The 17,126-nt window shown below is 67.0% G+C and carries 13 protein-coding genes; 6 read left to right on the forward strand and 7 right to left on the reverse strand.

Translation table 11 applies throughout. The annotated features are described in order from the left end of the window. The first annotated feature begins 76 nt into the window (after window positions 1-76). Window positions 77-418 carry a hypothetical protein gene (locus tag ACTG4X_RS12190; protein ID WP_093059189.1) on the forward strand — a complete coding sequence of 114 codons (342 nt, stop codon included), beginning with the start codon at window positions 77-79 and terminating at the stop codon, window positions 416-418. 81 nt (window positions 419-499) lie between these two features. Here ACTG4X_RS12190 and ACTG4X_RS12195 read toward each other — a convergent pair whose 3' ends face one another. Genes ACTG4X_RS12195 through ACTG4X_RS12215 form a run of 5 tightly spaced genes read right to left on the reverse strand, consistent with a single transcriptional unit; the run spans window position 500 to window position 4,241 of the window. Beyond that, on the reverse strand, window positions 500-1,333 hold the full coding sequence (locus ACTG4X_RS12195; RefSeq protein WP_097199541.1) for a LytR/AlgR family response regulator transcription factor: 834 nt from the start codon (window positions 1,331-1,333) through the stop codon (window positions 500-502). 24 nt (window positions 1,334-1,357) lie between these two features. After that, window positions 1,358-2,371: a sensor histidine kinase gene (locus ACTG4X_RS12200; RefSeq protein WP_097199540.1), complete on the reverse strand. Its 1,014-nt coding sequence runs from the start codon at window positions 2,369-2,371 to the stop codon at window positions 1,358-1,360. A 53-nt stretch (window positions 2,372-2,424) separates the two neighbouring features. Beyond that, window positions 2,425-2,721, reverse strand: coding sequence for a 2TM domain-containing protein (locus tag ACTG4X_RS12205; protein WP_097199539.1), 297 nt, complete (start codon window positions 2,719-2,721; stop codon window positions 2,425-2,427). Next, window positions 2,718-3,680, reverse strand: a complete 963-nt coding sequence (locus ACTG4X_RS12210) for a sterol desaturase family protein (RefSeq protein WP_097199538.1) — start codon at window positions 3,678-3,680, stop codon at window positions 2,718-2,720. Before ACTG4X_RS12210 ends, ACTG4X_RS12205 begins: the two co-directional genes overlap by 4 nt. 39 nt (window positions 3,681-3,719) lie before the next feature. Beyond that, window positions 3,720-4,241, reverse strand: coding sequence for a DUF6622 family protein (locus ACTG4X_RS12215; protein WP_097199537.1), 522 nt, complete (start codon window positions 4,239-4,241; stop codon window positions 3,720-3,722). Window positions 4,242-4,508: 267 nt separating this feature from the next. Between ACTG4X_RS12215 and ACTG4X_RS12220 the strand changes: the two genes are divergently transcribed. The 4 genes from ACTG4X_RS12220 (at window position 4,509) to ACTG4X_RS12235 (ending at window position 14,558) form a co-directional block, all read left to right on the forward strand. Next, entirely contained in the window at window positions 4,509-6,095 is a 1,587-nt protein-coding gene (locus ACTG4X_RS12220; RefSeq protein ID WP_097199536.1) for an efflux RND transporter periplasmic adaptor subunit, read from the forward strand. A gap of 37 nt (window positions 6,096-6,132) precedes the next feature. Continuing rightward, a complete protein-coding gene (locus ACTG4X_RS12225) occupies window positions 6,133-9,252 on the forward strand; it encodes an efflux RND transporter permease subunit (protein WP_097199535.1) in 3,120 nt (1,039 codons plus the stop codon). Window positions 9,253-9,769: 517 nt separating this feature from the next. Continuing rightward, window positions 9,770-13,042 (forward strand): efflux RND transporter permease subunit, encoded by a 3,273-nt coding sequence (locus tag ACTG4X_RS12230; RefSeq protein ID WP_097199534.1) that lies wholly within the window; start codon window positions 9,770-9,772, stop codon window positions 13,040-13,042. 13 nt (window positions 13,043-13,055) lie between these two features. Next, entirely contained in the window at window positions 13,056-14,558 is a 1,503-nt protein-coding gene (locus ACTG4X_RS12235) for an efflux transporter outer membrane subunit (protein ID WP_093082355.1), read from the forward strand. Between the two features lie 57 nt (window positions 14,559-14,615). Here the strand turns inward: ACTG4X_RS12235 and ACTG4X_RS12240 are convergent, their stop codons facing one another. After that, window positions 14,616-14,981, reverse strand: a complete 366-nt coding sequence (locus ACTG4X_RS12240) for an SPW repeat protein (RefSeq protein WP_093059100.1) — start codon at window positions 14,979-14,981, stop codon at window positions 14,616-14,618. Window positions 14,982-15,059: 78 nt separating this feature from the next. Next, window positions 15,060-16,061: a phosphotransferase enzyme family protein gene (locus tag ACTG4X_RS12245; RefSeq protein ID WP_097199533.1), complete on the reverse strand. Its 1,002-nt coding sequence runs from the start codon at window positions 16,059-16,061 to the stop codon at window positions 15,060-15,062. A gap of 82 nt (window positions 16,062-16,143) precedes the next feature. Here ACTG4X_RS12245 and ACTG4X_RS12250 point away from each other — a divergent pair, with 82 nt between their 5' ends. After that, on the forward strand, window positions 16,144-16,941 hold the full coding sequence (locus ACTG4X_RS12250) for an alpha/beta hydrolase (RefSeq protein WP_097199532.1): 798 nt from the start codon (window positions 16,144-16,146) through the stop codon (window positions 16,939-16,941). Window positions 16,942-17,126 lie beyond the last annotated feature (185 nt).

Here is a 17,126-nt window from a genome sequence, read left to right on the forward strand (position 1 = left end):
TTGCAATTGCCGCGTTCAATACACACATGGGCGGTTCACACCCGAACGCAGCCCACCGTAACAAGGAGTCCGAATCATGAGCCTCACACGTTCAACCTTCTTCAAATGGGCCGCCGCAGGCGTCGTGGCAGCCGGTGCATTGTTTGCCGCCACTTCGGCCAGCGCCCGCAGCGACGTCAGCTGGTCCATCGGTGTCGGCGTTCCCGGCGTGGCTGTGGGCGTGGGCGGTCCGGCCTACTACCCGGCCCCGGTCTACGCGCCGCCGGCCCCTGTCTATTACGCCCCGCCAGCACCCGCCTACTACGCGCCGCCGCCGGTGTACTACCGTCCGGCCCCGGTCTACTACGCTCCGCCGGCGTATTACGGCCCGCGCTACTACGGTCGTGGCTACTACCGCGGCCATGGCCACTGGCGCTAAAACGCCACGGCATTCGTGACTGAATGAAAAAAGCCGGCCCCGAAAGGGCCGGCTTTTTCTTTGGGTGCGCCTTGGCCGATTTCACATGGCGCGAAAGAGATGGGCGTACAGGCGGCTGACCGGAATCTTCTCCGCCCGCCCCCGCAGCATCAGATGAAGCTTGCCGGCCTCGTCGCGATGCACCGACTCGATGGCCGCGCTGCGCACCACCACCGCCCGGTGCACCTGCCAGAAGGTGTCGGCATCGAGCTGGGGCAGCAACTGCTTGAGCGGCGTGCGGATCAGGTATTCGTGCGTGGCGGTCAGCACGCGCAGGTATTTGTCAGCGGCCTCGAAGTACAGCACCTCGTCGATGGGCACCATGCGCACTGTGCTGCCGCCGGCGTCGCTGGCGGCGATCATGCGCAGCGGGGCGGGGGCGGCCGTCGCCGCAGTTCCGGCACCGGCGGCCGTCAGCACCTGGCGCCATTGGGCGAGCGTCTGTTCGAGCGCCGCGTCAGCCAGGGCGGGCGTGGGCTCCGGCTGGCGCGCGGCCAGCGCCTGCTGCAGCCGGCTCACGGTCTTGCGCAGGCGCTCGGGCTGCAGGGGCTTGAGCACGTAGTCGATGGCCTGCGCATCGAAGGCGCGGGTGGCGTATTCGTCATAAGCCGTCACGAACACCAGCTGCGGCATTGGCGCCTCGTCGGTGGGCCAGCAATCGGCCAGTTCGGCGGCGGCGCCGAGGCCGTCGAGGCCGGGCATGCGGATGTCGAAGAACAGCACCTGCGGCAGCAGGCGCAGCGCCTCGCGCACGGCGCTGCGACCGTCGCCGGCGGTGGCGACGATCTGCAGCTCGGGCCAGACAGCGGCCAGTTCGGCCTTGAGGGCCTGCGCGAGCAGGGGCTCGTCTTCGGCGATGAGGGCGGTGGGGTTCATCTTGTCGCGGTTGCTGTGTCGTGTTCAGGCAGGCGTAGGGAAGCTCAGCGTGGCGCTGGTGCCGCCGGTGGGCGAGGGCGCCAGCTTCATGTGCCCCCGGTCGCCGTACATGGTGGCCAGCCGGTCGCGCACCTGCTCCAGCCCGAAACTGCTGCCTTCCGAAGGCGGCGCTGCATCAAGGCCCACGCCGGTGTCGCTCACCTCGATCACCAGCTGGCCCGCTTCCCTGCGGGCGCGTACGACGATCTCGCCGCCTTCCACCTTCGGCTCCAGCCCGTGGCGGATGCTGTTTTCCACCAGCGGCTGCAACAGCAGCGGCGGTACGGGCGCATCGCGCAGGTCTTCCGGCAGGTCGAGCGTGTAGCGCAGGCGTTCGCCCATGCGCACCGACATCAGTTCCAGGTAGTCGCCCAGCCGCTCGAACTCGGCCGACAGCGGATGCGACAGCGCGCGCGAGCCGCTGAGCGTCATGCGCAGGTAGCTGTTGAGCCGGTCGAGCATGGCCACGGCGCGCGGCGGGTCGACGGTGATCAGCACGCGCAGGTTGGCCAGCGTGTTGAAGAGCATGTGCGGCTCCAGCTGCGTTTCGAGCAGCTTGAGCCGGGCCTCGGTGGCGTTGCGTTGCGCCAGGTCGATCTGGCTCTGCATGTGCTTGCTCTTGCCGAGGCTGTAGAAGAAGAAGCACATGCCGACCGTCGCGATGATGGTGATCGTGACGCCGGTGGCCAGCTTGTGGCCCTTGAATTCGAGAAAGTCGAATGCGGGTGCGCCGAACAAGGCGTCGCCGATGAGGTTGCCGACAAAGAAGCCGACGGCCGCGCCCGCTGCGATCAGGAGAAAGCCCCCCGGCCATCCGGGCCAGAGGTTTTCGCGGTGCCCGCTGATCAGGAGCCGGCCGCCGTCGATGAACAGCCAGCTCACGGTGCCGATCGACAGCGAATAGACCAGGTGGCCGGCCCAGTTGCCGCCGCCGGTGATGGTCATCACGGTGGCAATGAGGCAGCAGAAGACAGCGGTGATCAGGCCATGCCGCAGCATGGACTTCAGGTTTTCAGCCCTGAACCTTTGGTTGGTGGCAGCCTGGTCCAGGCTCACCCGCGGTTCCCGGCGTCCAGCGCGCGGCGTTCGCGCTCCACCAGCCTGTCGTAGAAGCCGCCGCCGGGCGCCACGAACCAGACGACGGCGCCGTGGATCAGCAGGCCCAGCCCCCAGCCCATGAGCGGGTACATCGCCCAGGTGCGGCCGTTGGCGGCCGAGATCGTGACGAGGCCGAGGTTGACCACCACGTAGACGAAGGCGTGGATGTACCAGCCCATCTTGGCGCCGGCGCGGCGGCGTGCGAGGCGCTCGACGTCGGAGCGGGAAGAATTTGATGCAAGAGAGGTCATGACAGCTCCTTGTATTGGACAGGAATGAAATCGGAAGAGGCGGGCTGCGGCGACTGTGGCGACGGTGTCGCCTGCAATGCCGCGCGCTGCCGCAGTTCCTCGGTCGTCTCGCCAGGCCCGTCGGGCTTCCAGCCCGGCGGCTTCACGAGGTAGCCGACGAAGGCGCGCACCGAGCGGGCCGAGGCCAGGTCGCGCAACAGCGCACGCCACTGGCTGAACTCGATCTCGAAGAGGTTGTGCGAAGTAATCGGGTTCACCAGCCCGTAACGGCAGGGAAGGTCGGCGCGCTCCGGGATGTAGGTGCCGAACAGGCGGTCGAACACGATGAGCACGCCGCCGTAGTTGCCGTCCAGGTATTCCAGGTTCGAGGCGTGGTGCACGCGGTGGGCCGAGGGCGTGTTCAGCACCCATTCGAGCGGCCCGAGGCGCGGGATCCAGGTTGCGTGAATCCAGAACTGGTACAGCAGGTTCAGCGTGAGCATCAGCAGGATCACCCGGGGCGGCATGCCCAGCAGCGGCGCCAGCATGAAGAAGGCCAGCGTGCCGGTGAGGCGGCCGGTCCAGCCGAAGCGGTAGGCGGCCGACAGGTTCAGCTGGTTCGGCGAATGGTGGATGGAGTGGGTGCACCAGAACCAGCGCACCCGGTGCGCCGCGCGGTGGTACCAGTAGTAGCAGAACTCCTGGCCGATGAAGCAGGCGACCCAGCCGCTCCAGTGGTCCATCGGCAGGGTGAAGAGGCGGTGGTCATAAAACCAGTTCATCGCGCCGGTCCAGAAGGCCAGCGGCAGCAGCCAGCGCAACGGGTACTCGCGCACAAGAAAGTCGACCACCGAGACGCCGGCCGCCTTCCAGTCGTAGCTGCGCCAGCCGTTGCGCCAGGACAGCACGAGCGCCTCGGCAATGGAGGCGACGAGCACCACCGTGACGGAGATCTTGAGGATCAGCAAGAGCGCGTTCATGGTGGCGGGTCCTGGATGAAAGTCGTGGCCTAGGGAATCTTAGGCCGCGCGGGCCGTGGCCGACATAGCGTCAGTGCGGATGGCCAGCTTCCACAGGCGCACCGCACGGGCCGCGAAGACACCGCTGAAGGCGCCGTACAGCACCGGGATCACGAGGCCGAAGGCGGCTTGCTGGCGCACCTCGGGGTGCATGGCCAGGGCCACGCCCACCACGTACTTGGTCAGGAAGATGCCCATCATGAGCATCAGCGGCACGGGGCTGCCGGCCACGTGGAAGCGGCGCTCTGTTGCGTCGTAGCGGGTGGTGTCGGGCAGCGGGCGTTGCAGCACCAGCGCCAGCATCACCACCGCGGCGGCGGCCCAGCCCAGCAGGGCGCCGAAGGAATCGCCGAAGACGGAGACCACGCCGTAGATCGACAGGGCGCCCATGGCCACCGGCATCAGCGTGACGCGGCTCAGGCTCACTTCATTGGTGAGCAGCTGCTTGGCACCGAGCCACAGCAGCAGGAAGAACACGGCGAACACCCACTTGGGCGTGTGAAGGATGATTTGCATCAGCATGGTGGCGCTCCGTTGGAAGTGGAAGAAATCTTGAAGAAGAAGGGCGGAAGGGAATCGATGGAGTGGACTGTGCCGGCCCCCGCCCGCTCCAGCCACCGGCTTGCGACGGAATGCATGCATGCGGCGTGAATTGCAGCCGGGCGGCGTGAATTGCGGATGCCGTGCGGGCAGCTTTACCGTCGCTTTACGGCGCAGCAAAGAGCGGGACTACCATTCCGCGCTGTACTACCCCGGTCCGCACCCCTGCATCTTTCGCACGCACCGCCCATGGAACAAGAAAAACCACCCGAGCCTCTGCCTTCCACCGTCTCGCCAACACATCCGACGGTGCGCAGACGCCGGTGGGTGGGCGGGCTGCTGACCCTGCTGCTGCTCGTGGCGCTGGGTGCCGGCGCCTGGTATCTGATCCAGCGGTCGAAGACGCCCGCGGCCGGCCCCGGTGGCGCTCCTGGCGCCGGCCGGCAGGGTGGTGGGCCGGGCGGCCCGGGTGGGCGCGGCGGCGGCGGGGCCTCCAGCACGGTCGGCGTTGCCACGGCCAGGCAGGCCGACATCCCGGTGCAACTCGAGGCGCTGGGCACCGTCACGCCGCTGGCCAACGTGATCGTGCAGCCGCAGGTGTCGGGCGTGCTCACGGCCGTGCTGTTCCAGGAAGGACAGATGGTCAAGAAGGGCGACGTGCTCGCCACCATCGACCCGCAGCCGTTCCAGAACGCGCTGGGGCAGGCCAGCGGGGCGCGGCAGCGCGACGAGGCGCAGCTGGCGGCGGCGCGCGTCACGCTGCAGCGCTACCAGACCCTGCTGGGGCAGGACTCCATCGCCCGGCAAGACGTCGACACGCAGGCCGCGCTGGTCAAGCAGCTCGAAGGCACCGTAGCCATCGACCGCGCCAACGAGAACACGGCCAAGCTCAACCTGGCCTGGAGCCGCATCACCGCGCCGGTGAGCGGGCGCATCGGCCTGCGGCCGGTGGACGGGGGCAACTACATCTCCACCGGCACCACCAACGGCATTGCGACCATCACGCAGATCGCGCCCATCGACGTCGAATTCGCCATTCCGCAAGACCGCGTGCCCGAAGTGCAGGAGCGCCTCGCCCAGGGCGCCAAGCTCGACGCCACCGCCTTCGACCGCACGCGCACGCGCCAGCTTGCGAACGGAGCCTTCTCCACGCTCGACAACCTGGTCGACACCGCCACCGGCACCGTCAAGGCCAAGGCCCGCTTCGCCAATGCCGACAGCGCGCTGTTCCCGAACCAGTTCGTCAACCTGCGGCTGCTGCTGCGCACCGTGGCCAGCGCGGTGGTGGTGCCGGTCACGGCGCTGCGCCACGGCCCCAACGGCGACTACGTGTATGTGCTGAACGAAGACAGCACGGTGTCGCAGCGGCCGGTGACACGCGGCGAATCGAGCGTGGACAACGTCGCGATCATGTCGGGCCTGAAGGCCGGCGAGCAGGTCGTGACCGAAGGCGGCGACCGGCTGAAGGACGGCGCGCGCGTACAGACCCAGGTCGAACGCCCGGCCGGTGCGGCGTCGGCGCCCGCGAGCGGTTCGCGCCGTGGACAACACCGTCAAGGCGGCGCGGCGGCACCGAAGGGCGGCGCATCAGGTGCGTCAGGTGCATCGGGCCCGGCTGCTGCCGCTCCCGCAGCGGAACCCGCAACACCCGCCAAGCTCCCGACCGCCGAGCAGCGCCAGCGCATGCTCGACGCCGCCAAGGACGACCCGCAGCAACTGGAGCGCCGCAAGCGCTTTCTTGAAGCACTGGACCGTGGCGACCCGGCGGCACTGGAGCGCTGGCAGCGCATGTCCGAAGGCGGTGGCGAAGGTGGCCAGGGCGGGCGTCGCCCATGAGCGGTCGCAGCTGCAGCCGTAGCGCGGAGGCCGTCCGGTGAACCCGTCACGTCCGTTCATCCTGCGGCCGGTGGCGACCTCGCTGCTGATGGTCGCCGTCGTGCTGGCCGGCCTGGTGGCGTTCCGCTTCCTGCCGCTGTCGGCATTGCCGCAGGTCGACTACCCGACCATCCAGGTGCAGACGCTCTACCCCGGGGGCAGCCCCGAGGTCATGAGCAACACCGTCACCGCGCCGCTGGAACGCCAGTTCGGCCAGATGTCGGGGCTCGACCGCATGAGCTCGACCAGCGCCGCGGGCGTGTCGATCATCACGCTGCAGTTCTCGCTGGGCCAGACGCTCGACGTGGCCGAGCAGGAAGTGCAGGCCGCCATCAATGCCGGCGGCTCGCTGCTGCCGGCCGACCTGCCGGCGCCGCCCGTGTACGCCAAGGTCAACCCGGCCGACGCGCCGGTGCTCACGCTCTCGATCACGTCCGACACGCTGCCGCTCACCGAGGTGCAGAACCTCGTCAACACCCGGCTCGCGCAGAAGATCAGCCAGGTCTCGGGCGTGGGGCTGGTCTCGCTCAGCGGCGGGCAGCGCCCGGCGGTGCGCATCCAGGCCAACACGCAGGCCCTCGCTGCCAACGGCATCGGGCTCGACACGCTGCGCACGGCCATCTCGGCAGCCAACTCCAACGGCGCCAAGGGCAGCTTCGACGGCCCCAAGCGCGCCTACACCATCAACTCGAACGACCAGCTGCTCACGGTCGACGACTACAAGAACCTCATCGTCACGTACAAGAACGGCGCGCCGATCCGCATGGTCGACGTGGCGCAGGTGGTCAACAGCGCCGAGAACAACCAGCTGAGCGCCTGGGCCGGCAACAAGGCCGACGGCACCAACAAACTGTCGCCCGCGATCATCATGAACGTGCAGCGCCAGCCCGGCGCCAACGTGATCGCCACCGTCGATGCCATCAAGAAGCAGTTGCCCGAGCTGCAGACCGGCTTGCCCGCAGGGCTGAAGATCGAGGTGCTCAGCGACCGCACGGCCGGCATTCGCGCGTCGGTCCAGCACGTCGAGATGGAACTGGTGCTGGCCGTGGTGCTGGTGGTGCTGGTGATCTTCGCCTTCCTGGGCAGCCTGCGCGCCACCGTCATCGCGAGCATTGCGGTGCCCATCTCGCTCATCGGCACCTTCGGGCTGATGTACCTGCTGGGCTACAGCCTGAACAACCTGAGCCTGATGGCGCTGACCATTGCCACCGGCTTCGTGGTGGACGACGCGATCGTGATGATCGAGAACATCGCGCGCTACATCGAAGAGGGCGAAAAACCGCTGCAGGCCGCGTTCAAGGGCGCGACGCAGATCGGCTTCACCATCATCTCGCTGACCGTGTCGCTCATTGCGGTGCTGATTCCGCTGCTCTTCATGGGTGACGTGGTGGGCCGCCTGTTCCGTGAGTTCGCGGTGACGCTGGCCATCACCATCCTGATCTCGGCCGTGGTGTCGCTCACGCTGGTGCCGATGATGTCGGCGCGCTGGCTCAAGCACGAAGAAAAGAAAGACCCGGCCGGCCATGGCTTCGGCGCGCGCGCGCAGCGTTTCTTCAGCGGCGTGATGGAGCGCTACGACCGCTCGCTGCACTGGGTGATCGAGCACCAGCCGCTCACGCTGCTGGTCGCGCTGCTGACCATGGTGCTGACGGTGGTGCTGTACCTCACGATCCCGAAGGGCCTGTTCCCCACGCAGGACACCGGCCAGCTGCAGGCCCGTGTGCAGGCCGCGCAGGACGTGTCTTTTGACCGCATGTCGCAGCTGCAGTTGCAAGCGGCGCAGGCCATTCTCGATGACCCCGAGGTCGAGAACCTCAGCTCCTTCGTTGGTGTGGACGCGGCCAACAACACCATGCTGCACACCGGCAGCATGCTCATCAACCTGACGAAGAGCCGCGGCAACCAGCAGGACGTGATGGACAGGCTGCGCGAGCGCGTGCGGCAGGTGGCCGGCGTCACGCTGTACCTGCAGCCCACGCAAGACCTGACCATCGACGCCGAGACCGGCCCGACCGAGTACCGCGTGTCGCTGGAGGGCGTGGACAGCGCCGCGATCACCGAGTGGATGAAGAAGCTCGTGGCGAAGCTGCAGACATCGGACAAGGTGCGCAACGTGAGCAGCGATGCCGGCGCGCAGGGTCTGGCGGCGTTCGTCAACGTGAACCGCGACACCGCGGCGCGGCTGTCGATCACGGCGAGCACGGTGGACGATGCGCTGTACAGCGCGTTCGGCCAGCGCATCGTGTCGACGATCTTCACCGAGACAAACCAGTACCGGGTGATTCTCGAAGCGCGTCCCGGCATGGTGAATACGCCGCAGACGCTGGGGCAGCTGAGCCTGATCGCCGGCTCCGGCACCGCGACGCCGCTGTCCGCGATTGCGGACATCACCGAGCAGCAGGCGCCGCTGCAGATCACGCACGTGGCGCAGTACCCGGCGAGCACGCTGAACTTCGATACGGCGCCCGGGGTTTCGCTTGGGTCTTCGGTCGATGCGATCAGGGCGGCTGCGAAGGAGATCGGGCTGCCCAGCAGCGTGACGATGACCTTCCTGGGGGCTTCAGGGGCGTACGAGAAGTCGCTGTCTAACCAGTTGTGGCTGATTCTGGCGGCGGTGGTTTGCGTGTACATCGTGCTGGGGGTGCTGTACGAGAGCTACGTGCATCCGCTGACTATCTTGTCTACGCTGCCTTCTGCCGGGGTCGGGGCCTTGCTCGCCTTGATGATCACTGGCAACGACCTGGGGGTGATCGGGATCATCGGGATCATTCTGCTGATCGGCATCGTGAAGAAGAACGCGATCATGATGATCGACTTTGCTATCGATGCTGAACGGACTCAGGGGAAGTCTCCTCGGGAGGCTATTCATCAGGCTGCTTTGTTGCGGTTTCGGCCTATCTTGATGACTACGCTGGCTGCCTTGTTTGCGGCCGTTCCCCTGATGCTGAGCTTCGGCGAAGGCGCTGAATTGCGGCGTCCGTTGGGGTTGGCGATCTTCGGCGGGTTGATTGTTAGTCAGCTGCTTACCCTGTTCACTACGCCTGTGATCTACCTTGCGTTTGATCGGTTGGGTGGGGGGAGTTCTCGGCGGGCTGCGGTTGAGGAGGAAGCGGTTTGAGCCGGTTTTTCTCTTGCTGCTTGTTTGCTTTCCGGGGCCGGGTCTCGCCCCGGCGGGCGACCTACTTTTCTTTGCTTCGCCAAAGAAAAGTGGGCAAAAGAAAGGCGACCCTGCTGTCTGCGTCCCTTCGCTTCGCTACGGGCAACCTGCGGTGCTCGACTCCGGAGGGGGTCCGCAGAACTCGCTCCACTGCGTTGCGCTCAAACAGCTGCGGCCCTGATCCCTCCTGCGTCTGCGCTCCTCGGCGCAGCCAGAAGGGATTGGGGAACCGGGCGGGCCATCGCTGCGCTCGGCGCGGTGCGGCTGCAGGCGCTCCGCGCCTGCAGCCGCATGGGGGCCGAGCGAAGCAAAGGCCCGTGTTGTCTCCACCTCCCCTCTGGCTGCCCCGTAGCGCAGCGAAGGGGTCGCAGACAGTGGGGTCGCCTTTTCTTTGGCTACTTTCTTTTGGCGAAGCAAAAGAAAGTAGCTCGCCCGCCGGGGCGAGACCCGGCCTCAGCCCTCCGCAAGGAGAGCAGCGATGAATCTCTCATTACCTTTCGTCCGCCGCCCCATAGGCACAGTCCTACTGACCATAGGCATAGCCCTGGCAGGCATAGCCGCATTCTTCGTCCTCCCAGTCTCCCCACTCCCCCAAGTCGATTACCCAGTCATCTCAGTAAGAGCCTCCATCCCCGGAGCAAGCCCTGAAACGATGGCAACCAGCGTAGCAACCCCGCTGGAGCGCCACCTAGGCACCATCGCAGGCGTCAACGAAATGACGTCCACCAGCTCGGTAGGCTCCGCCCGCGTCACCCTGCAATTCGACCTGAGCCGCAACATCGACGGCGCCGCCAGAGAAGTGCAGGCTGCCATCAACGCCAGCCGCGTCGACCTGCCCGCCACACTGAGAAGCAACCCGACCTACCGCAAGGCCAACCCCGCCGCCTCGCCGGTCATCATCCTGGCCCTCACGTCCAAGACCAAGACTCCGGGCCAGATCTACGACGCCGTCTCGAACATCGTCAGCCAGCGCCTGTCCCAGGTGGACGGCGTGGGCGACGTAGAAATCGGCGGCGGCTCGCTCCCGGCCGTGCGCATCGAGCTGCTGCCGTTCGCGCTCAGCCGCTACGGCATCAGCACCGAAGACGTGCGCGCCGCCATCCAGGCCTCCAACGCCAACCGCCCCAAGGGCATGGTCCAGGGCGAGGGCCGCAAGCTGCAGATCTACACGCAGACACCGGCCCTGCGTGCCAGCGACTACGCCCCGATGGTCATCGCCTGGCGCAACGGTGCGGCCGTGCGGCTGCAGGACGTGGCCGAGGTGGTCGATGGCGTGGAAGACACGCGCACGCTCGGCCTGTTCAACGGCGAGCCCGCGATCATCGTGCTGATCACGCGGCAGCCCTCGGCCAACATCATCGAGACCGTCGACAGCGTGCGCGCGCTGCTGCCCGAGCTGCAGGCTCAGCTGCCGCCCGACGTCACGCTGCAGGTGGCGTCGGACAGCACGAACTCCATCCGCGGCTCGCTGCGCGAGGTCGAGCTCACGCTGGTCATCTCGGTCATCCTGGTGGTGCTGGTGGTCAGCCTGTTCCTGCGCAGCGTGCGCGCGACCATCGTGCCCGCGGTGGCCACGGTGGCGGCGCTGCTGGGCACTTTCGGGGTCATGTACCTGCTGGGCTTCAGCCTGAACAACCTGAGCCTGATGGCGCTCACGGTGGCCACCGGCTTCGTGGTGGACGACGCGATCGTGGTGCTCGAAAACACCAGCCGGCACATCGAGTCGGGCATGACGCGCATGAAGGCGGCGCTGCTGGGCGCCAAGGAAGTGGGCTTCACCGTGCTGTCGATCAGCGTGTCGCTGGTGGCGGTGTTCATTCCGCTGCTGTTCATGGGCGGACAGGTGGGCCGGCTGTTCCGCGAGTTCGCGGTGACGCTGTCGGCGGCGGTGATGATCTCGCTCGTCATCTCGCTGACCACCACGCCCATGATGTGCGCGTGGCTGCTCAAGCCCGGTGGCGAGCATGACAAGAGCAAGCCACAAGGCCGCTTTGGTCGCATGGCGGCAAGCAGCTACGACTGGGTGCTCAAGCGCTACGAGACCAGCCTCGACTGGGCGCTCGACAGCAAGGCGCTGGTCATGCTGATCCTGGTGGCGGTGGTCGGGCTCAATGTGTATCTCTTCAGCGCTGCGCCCAAGGGCTTCTTCCCGCAGCAGGACAGCGGGCAGCTCAACGGCGGCCTGCGCGCGGACCAGAGCATTTCGTCGCAGGCGCTGGCCGCCAAGCTGCGGCAGGTGGTCGACATCATCCGCAAGGACGAGGCGGTCGACACCGTGGTCGGCTTTACCGGCGCGGGCCGGGCAGGGGGCGGCTTCATGTTCGTCAACCTGAAGCCGGCCAACCAGCGCAAGGACAGTGGCCTGGCCGTGATCGCGCGGCTGCGGCCACAGCTCAACGAAGTGACCGGCCTGCGCGTGTTCCTGGGCACGGTGCAGGACGTGCGCTCGGGCGGCCGCGCCAGCAACTCCACCTACCAGTACACGCTCAAGAGCGACTCCCTCGCCGATCTGCGCACCTGGGCCCTGAAGCTGTCCGACGAACTGAAGATGCAGCCGGTGCTGACCGACATCGACACCGACCAGGACGAGAACGGCGTGGAGACGGTGGCCAAGGTCGACCCCGACAGCGCGCGCCGGCTGGGCCTTACGTCCACAGCCGTCGACAACGCGCTCTACAACGCCTTCGGGCAGCGGCAGGTGGCGACCATCTACACCGAGCTGAACCAGTACCACGTGGTGATGGAGTGGGCTCCACGCTACTCGCGCAGTCCCAATGCCTTGAGCGACGTTTACGTGCCGGCCACCAAGACGACGGTGGTGGCGGGGCAGACCGTGACCACGCAGGTGGCGGCGAGCACCACGACGTCGACGAGTTCAAGTTCGTCGTCGTCCTCGAGCACGGCCAGCAGCACCTCCGTGCCGGTGTCGGCCAACGCGGGCCTGCGCAGCGCATCGACCGGCAACGTGCTGAGCAACACGGCCACTGCGCTCGTGCCGCTGTCGGCGGTGGCGAAGTTCGAAGAGCAATCCGTCGCCACCTCGGTGAGCCACGAGGACGGCGAACTGGCGACCACCATCTCGTTCAACCTCGCCGAAGGCGCGAACCTCGGCGATGCGCGCGAGGCCATCGCCAAGGCCGAGGCCAACATCGCGATGCCCACCAACGTGCGCGGCGCCTTCGCCGGCACGGCGGCCAGCGCGCAGCAGTCGCAGGGCCAGCAGGCCATCTTGATCCTGGCCGCGCTGATCGTGATCTACATCGTGCTGGGCATCCTGTACGAGAGCCTGGTGCATCCGATCACCGTGCTGTCGACGCTGCCGTCGGCTGGCGTGGGCGCGGTGCTGGCGCTGCTGATGTTCCGCATGGAGTTCTCGATCATTGCGCTGATCGGCGTGTTCCTGCTGATCGGCATCGTGAAGAAGAATGCCATCCTGATCATCGACTTCGCACTGGAGGCCGAGCGCTCGCGCGGGCTCTCGCCGCTGGAGGCGGTGCGCGAGGCCTGCCTGCTGCGCTTCCGCCCGATCCTGATGACCACGCTGGCGGCCGCACTGGGCGCACTGCCGCTGGCCATCGGCTTCGGGGAGGGTGCCGAGCTGCGTCGGCCGCTGGGCGTGGCCATCATCGGCGGGCTGATCGCCAGCCAGCTGCTGACCCTGCTGACGACGCCGGTCGTCTATCTGCTGCTCGACAAATTGCGCCGCCGCGGCAAGAACGAACACGAACTGAGCCGGGTCGCGCCAGCTTGAGAAGAACACCGCCATGAACGCACTGCTTTCCTTTTCCTCCTTCCGCGCGAGCCGCTTCCCGCTCTCGGCGCTCGCTCTGGCTGCTGTGCTCGCCGGCTGCTCCGTCGGCCCGCGCTACGAACAGCCCACCACCGCAGCTTCCGTCAACTGGAAGGAGCAGAAGACCGCCGAAGGCTGGCTGCCCGCCGCGCCTGCCGACGCGCTCGACCGCGGCGAATGGTGGAAGCTGTTCGGCGATGCCACGCTCGACGAACTGGCCGGCCGCGTGCAGGTGTCGAACCAGAACATCGCCGCGGCGGTGGCCAACTATTCGCAGGCCCAGGCGCTGGTGCGCGGCGAGCGGGCGGCGCTGTTCCCGTCGGTGTCGCTGGACGGCAGCGGCAAGCGCTCCGGCACGGTGGGCGGCAGCAGCACGTCGAGTCCGTCGAATGCCTTCTCGGCCACGCTGGGCGCCAGCTGGACGCCGGATGTGTGGGGCCGCCTGCGCGAAGCCGTGAGCAGCGCCCAGGCCAATGCCCAGGCGAGCGAGGCCGACTTGGCCGCGGCGCGCCTGTCGGCCATCGGCGACCTGGCCACCAACTACTTCTCGCTGCGCGAGGCCGACACGGAGATCGTGCTGCTCGACGAAACCATCCAGGGCTACCAGCGCGCCTTCGAGATCACGAGCAACCGCTATCAGGCCGGCATCGCCGCGCAGACCGATGTGCTGCAGGCGCAGACGCAACTCGTCAACGCCAAGGCCGAACGCGTGGGCCTGCAGCGCACGCGCGCCACCTACGAGCACGCGATTGCCGCGTTGCTGGGCGTGGCACCAGCCGACTTCAGCCTGCCGGCCGCGCAATGGACGCCCGTGGTGCCCGGCGTGCCGCTCGGCGTGCCCTCGACGCTGCTGCAGCGCCGGCCCGACATCGCGGCCGCCGAGCGCACCGTGGCGGCGGCCAATTCGCAGATCGGCATTGCGCGCGCAGCCTACTTTCCGAACATTGGCCTCACTGCCTCGGTCGGCAGCAGCGCCAGCCGCGTGAAGGACCTGTTCAGCTCGGCCAACTCGCTGTGGTCGCTGGGCTTCTCGGTGGCGCAGGTGGTGTTCGACGCGGGCGCCATCGCGGCCAACGTCGATTCGGCCAAGGCCTCCTACGAGTCGAGCGTGGCGCGCTATCGGCAGACCGTGCTCACGGCTTTCCAGGCCGTGGAAGACCAGCTCACCGCGAGCGCGACGCTCGCCGAGCAGGAGGGCTTTCGCCGCGAGGCCTCGGCTGCGGCAGACAAGACCGAGCAGCAGTTGCTGAACCGCTATCGCGCCGCGCAGGTGAGCTACACCGACGTGGTCACCGCACAGGCCGCCGCGCTGAGCGCGCGGCGCACGCTTGTGCAGCTGCAGGTCAGTCGCCAGACCACGGCCATCGCGCTGATCCAGGCGATGGGCGGGGGCTGGCAGGCTGGGTGGATGGGCGATGGCAACAACGCCAAAGCGGACGCGGCAGCACCGCAACCCGCCGCTTCGCGCACGCAGTAAGCGGCTGATCGATATGAAGGATGGACACTGGGCCCATCCTCAGGCCCGGCGCTCAGGTCAATGCGCTGGACGGTCGCTGATGTTGCCCAGGTAGTCCTTGTCGGTTACCAGCACCCAGAGCGCCAGCACGAGGATCACCGCGGCGACGAGCACCGCATTGACCATCGCCGTCTCGACGCCACGGAAGCCGACCACCCAGGGCGATATCGCGAGCCAGGCCGCCAGCGCGACCTCGGTCCATTCTTCCCACTGTCGGGGCACGAAGGTCGCACCGAGCGCCACCGCGCCGAGCACGATGCCGGTCGCCACCATCGTCCACATGGCGGGCGTCAGGTCCGAAAAGCCCAGGACCCAGGGCGAGACGATCAGCCAGGCGCCGGCGACGGCGTTGACGGGGTCTTGCCAATGCTTCACTTGCTTCATGGTCATTACCTCCTGTCGCGACAAGGCGCCGCGACAAGCGGTTTGACTTGCGCTGGCAGGGGAGGGTTCCGGGCCCTACTAGAGTGGCAACTCCAATGTTTCCCACTTGCGCAGCATGGTCACCTGCCGGCGGAGATAGTCGGTCGGTATGGTCTGGGAGCCCCAGACAGGAACCCGTCCTGCGCACTCTCCCAGCAGCCAGATCTGCCGCACTGCCATGAAGCGTGCGATGGCGGCGAGGTCGGCATCGGCGACAGGCCGGGCCTCGCGATAGGCGGATATGAAGTTCCGCCACTGCCCCGTTGCCTTGTCGTTCAGTACGCCATCGGGCGTGCGCGGATGCAGGCTCCACGGATAGACCGCCAGTTCATAGGCCAGGTAGCCGGGGCCTGCCTCGTCGAAGTCGAAGAACACCGCCTCGCGCTGCTCCTGCGCACCGCGCACGATGAAGTTGTTGCTGCCGTGCGCATCGCCGTGGCACAGCACGCGGCTGAGCTCGCCCAATGCCAGGACGTCGCTGTGCAGCCGCTGGCCCAGCCTCTCGAATTGCGGGCGCAACTCGGCGGTCATGGTCGGAGCGTGCAACAGGCCCTGCAGCGGGCGCAGCAGCAGGTAGTCCAGGTCCAGGTGATAGCTGCTGGCCGGCCCCTGGTAGCTTTCGCCCGCAATGTGCAAGGCGGCCAGCCCGTGCGCAAAGGCTTCGATGTCATCGGCCGAATCGCCGGTGAACTCTCCGTCCAGATACTCGAACAGCATCAGCGCCCGGGAGCCCTCGGGAAGCGACACATGGATGGCGACTTCACCGTCCGCGGTGGGCAGGCAACGGGATACGGGGCATCCGGCCTGCGCCCAATGCTGCAGCGCGGCTGATTCGAACAGCATGTTGGGGCCGCCTCGGGGCCGCTCGGCGCAGAGCCGCGCCACGGCACGTCGCCCGCTGGCAAAGCTCAGCCGATAGACTTGATTGAAGCTGCGCCGCAGGAACTCGCTCTCGACCACTTCGCCCAGGCCGTAGTGCACCTGAACGAGCTTCGCAATGCTTGCCGCCGTCGGCGTGGATTGCGCGATTTCCAGATTCATCTGGCGTCCCTAGGGAAAAAGGGCGCGATTATGCAGGTCGGCCGGCAAACGGACTCAAAGCTGTACCCCCAGGAGATCGTCTATGCGCAACATTGCCAGGTACTGGATCGCGGGCTTTCTCTTCCTGATTGCGCTGGTTTTGCCAGCCCAGGCGCAGACCACGCAGAAGGTGGTCGACATTCCCACCCGGCCCGGGGTAACGCAGCGGATGCTCGTGCTGTCGCCGCCAGCGCCAAGGGCTGCCGTGATCCTGCTCGCAGGCGGGCACGGCGGGTTGCAGATCTTTCCCAATGGTTCGTTCAACTGGGGCGCCGGGAATTTTCTCGTTCGCACGCGACAGCTGTTTGCGGACCAAGGGCTCATGGTCGCCGTCGTCGATGCGCCGTCCGACCGGCTGAGTCCACCCTACCTCAGCGGTTTTCGCCAGAAGCCGGAGCATGCGGCCGACCTCAAGGCGGTCATTGCGTGGATGCGAGAGCAATCCAAGGTGCCTGTGTGGCTTGTGGGCACCAGCCGGGGTACGCAGTCCGCGGCATACGTCGCGACCGAGCTCGCGGGCCCTGAAGGGCCGGACGGCATCGTCCTGAGCTCGACCATCCTCACCGACGACAGGGGACGGCCCGTTCCGGCAATGCCGCTGGAAAAGATCCGGGTGCCTGTTCTCGTCGTCCATCACGAGCAGGATGGCTGCGCGCTCTGCGCGTTTGCCAACGTGCCCGTCCTCATGGGAAAGCTCGAGAACTCGCCGAGGAAGGCGCTGCTGAGCTTCAAGGGCGGGGAGAACAGGGGCGACCCGTGCGAGGCCATGGCGTATCACGGCTTCAACGGGCTCGATCGCGAAGTTGTCCCACAGATCGCCGACTGGATCATTGCCAGATAGGCAGGCTGTCCGAAAGGGCTACCGGGGGCGGGTTAACGCGTACAGCTGAAGAGAAGTTTACAAAAGTTAATAAATTTGAAGTAATCATCGAAAAAGTCCCGGAATAAAATTTTTACGGAAATCGGGGATATGAAGCTTTTGTACGCGGCCGTACCATCCGCGCGACCCGCTTCCGGCGCCCCCTA

Source organism: Variovorax sp. YR566 (assembly GCF_051992195.1).
In the GTDB taxonomy this organism is placed as follows: Bacteria; Pseudomonadota; Gammaproteobacteria; order Burkholderiales; family Burkholderiaceae_C; genus Variovorax.